General features: G+C 34.0%; 7 protein-coding genes. All 7 read right to left on the bottom strand.

From position 1 onward, the window contains the following. Window positions 1-271: 271 nt before the first annotated feature. Window positions 272-1147: a CRISPR-associated RAMP protein Csx7 gene (gene csx7 / locus AFK68_RS28855; RefSeq protein WP_094677228.1), complete on the bottom strand. Its 876-nt coding sequence runs from the start codon at window positions 1145-1147 to the stop codon at window positions 272-274. A 166-nt stretch (window positions 1148-1313) separates the two neighbouring features. Further along, on the bottom strand, window positions 1314-2465 hold the full coding sequence (locus tag AFK68_RS28850) for a putative CRISPR-associated protein (protein ID WP_094677226.1): 1152 nt from the start codon (window positions 2463-2465) through the stop codon (window positions 1314-1316). A 42-nt stretch (window positions 2466-2507) separates the two neighbouring features. Further along, window positions 2508-2942 carry a hypothetical protein gene (locus AFK68_RS28845; protein WP_094677224.1) on the bottom strand — a complete coding sequence of 145 codons (435 nt, stop codon included), beginning with the start codon at window positions 2940-2942 and terminating at the stop codon, window positions 2508-2510. Next, entirely contained in the window at window positions 2939-4297 is a 1359-nt protein-coding gene (csx10, locus tag AFK68_RS28840) for a CRISPR-associated RAMP protein Csx10 (RefSeq protein ID WP_094677222.1), read from the bottom strand. Before csx10 ends, AFK68_RS28845 begins: the two co-directional genes overlap by 4 nt. A gap of 109 nt (window positions 4298-4406) precedes the next feature. Next, window positions 4407-4550, bottom strand: coding sequence for a hypothetical protein (locus AFK68_RS37520; protein WP_168186698.1), 144 nt, complete (start codon window positions 4548-4550; stop codon window positions 4407-4409). Between the two features lie 307 nt (window positions 4551-4857). Further along, entirely contained in the window at window positions 4858-5610 is a 753-nt protein-coding gene (locus AFK68_RS28835; protein WP_094677220.1) for an RAMP superfamily CRISPR-associated protein, read from the bottom strand. Between the two features lie 353 nt (window positions 5611-5963). Continuing rightward, a partial coding sequence (gene cas10 / locus AFK68_RS28830) for a type III-B CRISPR-associated protein Cas10/Cmr2 (protein ID WP_246844524.1) occupies window positions 5964-8262 on the bottom strand: 2299 nt, incomplete at its 5' end.

Here is an 8262-nt window from a genome sequence, read left to right as displayed (position 1 = left end):
AGACACTTATGCAATGGTGCGTTACGACGGATTATTAAATATATTTCATAGTCTAAACTTAAACCGTCTAACACACCCTACAAACTAGGATTTAAGTCTAAAAAATTACAGAGTGCCGTAACGCACCGTTGAGTATTTTGTACAAGAATAAAATTATTTTTTCTATGAGGTATTGAGTAGTGGATAGACACTTATGCAATGGTGCGTTACGACGGATTATTAAATATATTTCATAGTCTAAACTTAAACCGTCTAACACACCCTACAAATTTTACTGAATCTCTACTTCAACAGTGGTAGAAACTTTTTGTTTAAGATGATTAATTAATGCTTTTACCCAATCATCTTTCAGCTCCTTTCCATCATCAAAAGTAGGAGTTTTCTCACTAACTAATTGTTGCAAATACCCAATTAATTTCTGGGGGTCAGTTTTTGTCGGGTCTTCTTCATTCCTAGCATCAAACCAATTCATTTTTTCTATTTCTAATTTCACAACACCTAGACCGCGCGATCGCCCACCCCCCAGTGGTATTTGTTCCGTTTCAAACTGATGCAAACCAACCATCAACAAACCCAACTCCCAGTCTTCAGCATTTTCGACAACTGCTTTAAACAGAAAAGGCGTTCCTCCAGGTACAACCTGAAAATCATAAAGTTTTCCATCTGCTGCGGTTTCGGTATCTCTGTCGATCGCTACCCCGTCTCTTTCTTGATATTGCCCAAACCAGTTTTCGGGTAAAACGGTTAAGTCGCGCACCTGAAATTTACTGGCAACCCAGGGGGAACCGAAAAGGTGGGAAATGAGGTCTGTTTTTTCTAATATTGCTGCTGTTAGTTGAGCGTCGTTAGTGTGTTTTTCCTTTAGCTCCTTCATTGCTTCTGCTGTAATACACCATTCCTCATTGACTGCGGGGTTAGCAACCAACCGGGGGTTGCTTCCCAAAATACCTCTGAGGAAACTTTCCAGACGGGAGCGCAATGCACCTTTGAAACTGGAACCCGGTATTAAAGGTTGTCCGAGTACGTCTTTGACAACGGGTAAGTCTGAACCGATGGGTTCAGTGGAACGTGCTGCACCTATGCGTAATGCGGTGACAGTTGTGAGTTTTCCTTCTATTTCTAAGCGGTTTTTAAATGTATCAAACATGGTTGTCTTAATTTTTTAATTCTTTTCCTTGTACATATTTTTTAGTGCCATAATATCCCAAAGTTAAATAGTAGAACTTATGAAAAATAGGAAATGATAAACCACCCGTAGTGGCGAATGGCATTCGCCCTTACTAAACATGGAAGTTTTGCGTAATTTCTGATAGTTATTTTTTCTTAAATTCTTTTCCTTCTACATGAGCATGACTGCCATAATATCGCAAACTTAATTTGCCATTATCCATCTTTTTACAACTAATTCGTAAAGCTCTAGTTACACGAAAATGATCGATATTATCTGTTCCTTCATAAGGGTCATATTTTATGTTGTAATCTTTTTTTAAAGGACTTGTATCGCCATTAGATTCTTCTAACAAATATGAAACTTTAGCTAAAGTTTCATGTAGCTGAACTTTTTCTCGCCAGTCTTTAATTTTTTTATAGTCAGTACGAAAAATATCTTGATAATCTAACCAAGGAAAGTCTAATAATTCATCAGAAAGCAAATCTTTTTTAGATTCATCCCATATTAATTTCCCCCAAGTAGATAAAACTTTTTTTCCATCAACATCACCAATTAAAGCTTCTGGAATTTTCTCAACTTCTGACTTATCTAATGCTCCAGTATCCATTAAAGCTAACTGAACTGTATAGGGTTTAATTAAAGTTTTATCTACTGCGATGGGAAGTCTAGGAATAGTAATTAACTCTGCTCTTTTGCCTTCAAAAATATAAATAATTTCATCAGCATAAAGCATTCCTATTGTATTGAGATATCCTTGCAGAGTTTTAAAACCTCCTACTAGGTTGAAGCAAACCTTATATCCCTGCCAATTCTCTTTTTGTTTACTTAAAAAATCTATTAGTTCGTCTACTCCTTCAGAGAATTTTTGAGTATTAGCAGTTGATAACCCTGATGGTTTGACAATATTAGTATTTACTACTCCTGTTGTTTTGAGAAAATTTTCCACAATTTCGGCAGTAATTTTTCCTGAATATGTATCAGTGCTTATTAAATAATGAATGTCTTGTTTACCCCGTTGAATTTCTTCTTCATACAAACCATAAATACCATTTAGTTCGGCACTTATTCTCCTGATTTGTTGTGTGTTACTCTCTTTTAATTTGTTTTCTGCCCTATTTTTTAATTCCTGAAGAATTTTTACAACTTCTGGATGATTTTTTTCTATCTCATCTAGCTTTAAATTAGTAACTCCTGATAATTGAGAGAACCAAGTTGATTCCTTCGACTCTGAACGATTAATTTGATTAGTTAGTAAGCTTGTGCCTACTGTAGAAATAACTACACGATTTTCCATAAATTTTCTCCTTTTTTTAGTATAAAATACTAGATATTTGCTTTAAGCAGATTGACCTTTTCTTTTGTAGACTAAATAACGGGAACCATATCCTAAATAACGACGGATTAACTGTAGCTTAATATAATTAGTCGGCTTTTCAGTTTCCGTATCATCGGGTATTGTCTTAGCAATTTTTTCAGCAATTTCTTTAATATCACTCTTAATATAAGAAATTATTTTTTCTGCTAAAGAATCTTTTCCTCTACCCCATTTTTCGTCACGCCCTACTTGATAACGTAAGAAGTTTTTTATGACTTCTGTACTTTCGGTAGTATTTGCAACTTCAAGTAAATTCCGAAATTGTGATTCTTCTAACTTACCGTAAGATTGTGTATCATCTAAAGCATTTTGTATAGCAGTTACAAGTTTATCTTCAACCTGAAGTATTGCTCTTTGAATCTTTAGTTGTTGTTTAGCTTTTAGGGGTTGGTTCATACTGCCTCCTCTCTAAATATTAAGTGAAATTCATCGCAAATTATGACCTGACCAAAACCTTCGGAAGTACGCTCTCCTACTCCCTGATTTTCTACTTTTCCTAATCCTTCTAACCAAGGTTCTAATTGTTTCGTACTAAATAAATAAACTCCTCCTTTTCTAGTTATTAATTCCACATCTTTCATTAAACCCCAGGCAGAGTTCCAACCGGATAAATAATCGTAGGAACTATAGGCAACATGAAGTTCTAAAGATGAATCTTCCACTCCTGAAAATTCCTGTAACATTTCTGGAGAAATAACCATAGTTCTTTGCCAATTTTCTGTCAGAATAGCATCTGATTGTAAGTCTAGGGTAAAGTAAGTTCTATTTTTTAGCGATGGTTGTTTTTCTTCTTGATTATTAAATACTTGCCATTTTTCCCACCTCCCTTTTAATTGCTCGTTAAAATCTGTGATTCGTTCTTCTAAATTTAGTTTAATATCGACAACTTTAGCAGTAATTTCTACTTTACCTAATCCTCTCGACTTGGAATTTCCGAAACGAAATAAATCGTTTCTCTGTTTAATAAAATTTGCCAGTGAGTCTGCTAATTTATCGGGAACTAAAATTGCACTACAGAATATTAGCTCTCCATTTTTTTTACTTTTATCTTCGGTTATTACTTTTTGAAGTTCGTTTATTACTTCTATACTATACAATACCTCCTCTTCTGAAGTTGCTCTTTTTCGATTAATACCCGTCCTGGTTAATAGACGTTTGCTTGTAGAATGTTGATAATATTTTTCTTTTTCTTGATGATAGCTATAAAATCCACTAAACGGTTCTACCCTACCCCCATCTACAGGACAATTTGGGTCATAAAGAAAACCATTATTTTGCGCACAAAAGCGATCGATTAAAGTATCAAATACTCCATTATTTTCTAGAGGTTTATCTTTTGACTTAAATCCAGGTTTAGTTTTAGAACTTACCGCAGTAGTAGGTAAAACTTTCACATCTTTTTGAGTTCTTATTTCGTTTTTAGTTTCTACATTTTGTGGTTGCTTAGTTTTACCTTTACCTTTTACCTTTTTTGCATAATTATCTTTAATTTCTAAATTTTGTGCTGGATAAGCATTTTGAAATATGGCTGGATTTTCACTCAAAAATAATGCCTGAAAATCACCTCCATTTTCTGCTTTTGATAAATCTTCAGATTCATTACCAGATTCTTGAATTATTCTTGCAGCAATTGCTCCTCTAATTACTGAACCAGGAATATAATCCATTGTTTCATTAATTGAACTGCCCGGTTTCTGACGACTAATTGCCAGAGGAGATAAAGCCTTAATTTCTAATTCTATCTTTTTCATTTCTCTGATTATTAATTATATAGATTACTCAGAAATTTTTAGGTCACGAAAACCTCCCTCCAAAACTCTCTCCTGGCAGGAGATAGGCTTTGATTCCCCCCCACCAGCTTCAGGAAAGGGGGCAGGCGGTGAGGTTTTTACTAATTACTGAACTAGCAATATTATCCATTGTTTGATTAATTGAACTGCCAGGTTTTTGACGACTAATTGCTAAGGGAGATAGAGCTTTAATTTCTAATTCTATCTTTTTCATTTCTCTAATTATTATAGATTACTAAAAACCTCTGGTAACCTCTTCTCCCCCCTTTCAAAGCTATCCCTTATAAGGAACTCCTGAAAACTTTGTGGGTAGCAGGGGAGCAGGGGAGCAGGGGAGAAAGAGTCATAGTAGCTAAGTAAAACTACTTAAATTTATGAAAAAATGTACTTATTAATACATTTTTTCTGTAGAAAAAGCCGCTCCAAGACTTACACATAACTCGTCTGTGCATGTCAAGTTTTATGTGAAGAAAGATGTTTATAAAGCATAGCTTTCAAAGGGGGGTTGGGGGGATAATTTTTTATGATTCATCACTTCCATTCACTACCTCTGCTTTTGCTAAAAATTCCCAGACTTTTTCATCCACTGAAATTTCTGGAAGTTCCCATGTTAACCATCCTAAACCAACAGATTTACTTCCACCCAAAGCATTTATTTGTTTGAAACCAGCCCAAATTAATGCCTTAGCATAATCTACATATTTAGGATTAATATTTGGCTGAATTAAAATCTCTCCTGTAAATTTTAAATGAGCATTAACTGGAGAAGTTTCTAGGAAATAAAGTTTGTTTTCTTCTGCCACTCCCCGCCGACGATTAATTGTAACTCCCGGACGTAATATCTCTGGTAAATTTTCGGGATCTTCTTTACAAATTAGGTCGTTAAAGATAATTCTGGAGGGTAAATAAGGATTACCAAAAATTTGACAAATTAAACAGTGATAAATATCTTTCCCATTAATTTTGTCAGAAAATTTATATTCGTCAATCCAAAAATTTTCTGTTAAACCTACTCTTTGAGGACACATAGTTTCGGGGTTCGGAGATTCACAAATTGCCCAGTTAAGTCCTCTAGCAATTTTCTCACATTCATGGCGCAAACGACCTTTGATTTGAGAAGCAGGAATTAATAAATTTCCTTCGGCATTTCTCACTATTGGTTTATCTGCTAATGAACCGGAAGAACCTCCCGATCCGACACATAATGCCGTATCTATAATAGCAGTAATTGAATAAGTTTCTACAGAGTTTGTTAACTGTTGAAGAGAAATCATTGCTTAACCTCCTGTTTTGTTTGTAGTAGATATAAATACCTGAAATAATTTAAACGTAGGTTGGGTTGAGGAACGAAACCCAACATTAATCAAGTGGCTTAATCATAATTAATTTGCTTGGCTTATAGTAGATAGACACAACGAAAATAATTCAATAAACGTAGGTTGGCTTAAGGAACGAAACCCAACATTAATCAAGTGGCTTAATCATAATTAATTTGCTTGGCTTGTAGTAGATAGACACAACGAAAATAATTCAATAAATGTAGTTTAGCTTAAGGAACAAAACCAAAGATTAATAGAGTTTATTAATCATAGTTAATGACAATAAAAGCATGGAACTAAACCTAAAATTAATAAGGTTTTGTTGGGTTTTGTTCCTGAACCCAACATACTAGGTTATTTTTTTTCTCTGTCTCTGTTTCTACCTCGATAAAATCATAAATATCTACTATTTCTCGCCAAATTGTTTCATAAGTTGTTTCCTCTTTAGCTTCTGGATTTTTTTCCTTTTTATCTTCTGAATTTTCTTGGTCTTCTACTTGGGATATCCAAGGTGCTAAATTACCATTATTGGTTTTTGCTGCACACCAAGGTTGTTCAAATTTTTCTTCTAAAACTCTTTTATTTTCCGGTGTTTGTAAACGACAGCGAAAATAACGATAATTCAGAATTGCTGTCTTTTTTCCTTTCTCCAAAAAACTACGAGTTTGATAAATTTGCGACCTAGGAAATTTTGACTCTTTTAATGCTTTGACTGATTCGATTAAACCTCCTATTTCATGTAATGTATAAGGAGCTGCATATAATTTTAGTTTGGTAGGTTTTGTTTTGAGTTTACCTTCTATTTCCTTAATTAATCCTTGTTCTCTAAATTCCTGAATATTGGAAGAAACCATTGTCACTGACTTCAAACTTAAAAAGTCTATTGTACCTCCTAAATAATTTTTCTCTTTTAATTTTTTGGCTCGCTTTTTGGCAGATTTTAACAGTTGCTCCGTTAAATTTTGCGCATAATAAACCGGAGTATCTTCCGCTGTAATTAATACTCCCGTTGACATACTCAGGGAGGATTTATTTTCATAATAAATAGGAGTATATTCGGTTGAATCACTCAAGGATAATTCATTTTCATTAGCTGCTTCTTTCAAATAACGATGTATTTTTTTTGCGTCATAAGTAGATTCATATTTTTCTGGTTCATAACCTGTTTTCTCAGCTAAGATTTCTTCAAATTTTTCGCCGATAGTTTTGGCAATTTCCAAAGCTTTATTAGCAGGTACAATTAACATCACATCATCACCTCCTATTGCCAATATTTCAAAAGGATGAATCCAATGCTCATTACGATTTTCATTATCTGGATCGGTGAGATTTTTTAACTGATGTGGATGAAGATGTTCTGCTAAAGCAAAATAAACCGATTTTTCCGTCGCCTCAAAAATATCTAGACTAAATTTTTTGTACTTTTCCGGTGTTTTAATTTTCTGAATATATCCTCCCATATTATTACCATCAGCATAAATATAACCAATAAAACCCTTATAAACATTTCCTAACTCTCTGAGACTTCTTGCCGCTTCTAAATTTTTCAATGGATGAGATTCTGGATTATATTTTTTTGCCAATTCTTGGTTTTTTGCCTCTTTTAAAAAGTCTTCAAATCTAGTTCCCCAACTTTCAATATTTTCTCTGTCTGGTTGCCAATCAAAACCTCCTTTTTTATACCATTTTTTATCTTTATCATCTTCTCTTTTAGTTATTTGCCCTACTAAATGTTTCCTGGCTAAAACTTCTGAATAATAGGGATTATTGGGTAAGTCAGTTCGCATTACTGCTGTCCGCCGATCGCCTTCATCTCTCCGCATATAAGGATGAGTTTCAAACATTGGCGGATATCTCCGACTGGGGCGATTATTGTTAACATCATCATTGCCGTTTCGACGCTGATTAAACAATGTTGCTAATTTACTGGTTAGTTCGTTGAAACTTTTCCGATTTTGGAAATTTTCTCTTATTTCTTTTTCTACTTCTTCTTTGGTTTTTCCTTTAATTAATCCAAAGTAACTTTCTACTAATTTATCTCTACAATTTTCCAAATACCAATCTAACCAAGGTGTATTTACGATATTTTCTCGGAGCAAACCAAATCGTATTTCTAATAATCTAAATGTACTTCCGACTGCACAAGAATTTGCCGTTAAAGTTTCTTCTGTATAGCGTTTTTCGATGGCATTTGCTAAGTCATCTACAAAAGCTGCCGGGCAAAATGCCAGAATATTTCCCCCAGTAGAATAGATTATTAATTCATGGATTAATGCTTGGGAAAGTCCGGGAAAGTTTCTCTCTTCATCTAGCCATTTTCTACTTTTTGTATCAGGCTGAAAAAATTCTCGTAAATCTACTAAATTTATCTTATCTAAGATTGCCGATGCTCCACGAATATCTGTTAGTTTGGCAGCCTCAAAAACGTATTGTTTGATTTTGGTTGCTCCCCCATAAACTAAACCTATGGGTGTTTCTTCATCCCAAAGTTCTTTATATTTTTCATTTTTCAAATCTGTAATTTTTTCGGGAAAATAATTATCAATATCTTGCAGTTTTTGTACTTTATTGATTATGTTTTCTAGCTTTTCAGCAATTTCATTTTCC

Source organism: Hydrocoleum sp. CS-953 (genome assembly GCF_002260545.1).
GTDB lineage: Bacteria > Cyanobacteriota > Cyanobacteriia > Cyanobacteriales > Microcoleaceae > Trichodesmium.
Note: the sequence above shows the minus strand (reverse complement) of the source record. Positions and strands in the feature narration are given on the sequence as shown.

Bases quoted from the DNA above. Each gene is read 5' to 3' on its own strand.
- csx7 (WP_094677228.1), bottom strand. From the start codon at position 1,147: ATGTTTGATACATTTAAAAACCGCTTAGAAATAGAAGGAAAACTCACA.
- AFK68_RS28850 (WP_094677226.1), bottom strand. From the start codon at position 2,465: ATGGAAAATCGTGTAGTTATTTCTACAGTAGGCACAAGCTTACTAACT.
- AFK68_RS28845 (WP_094677224.1), bottom strand. From the start codon at position 2,942: ATGAACCAACCCCTAAAAGCTAAACAACAACTAAAGATTCAAAGAGCA.
- csx10 (WP_094677222.1), bottom strand. From the start codon at position 4,297: ATGAAAAAGATAGAATTAGAAATTAAGGCTTTATCTCCTCTGGCAATT.
- AFK68_RS37520 (WP_168186698.1), bottom strand. From the start codon at position 4,550: ATGAAAAAGATAGAATTAGAAATTAAAGCTCTATCTCCCTTAGCAATT.
- AFK68_RS28835 (WP_094677220.1), bottom strand. From the start codon at position 5,610: ATGATTTCTCTTCAACAGTTAACAAACTCTGTAGAAACTTATTCAATT.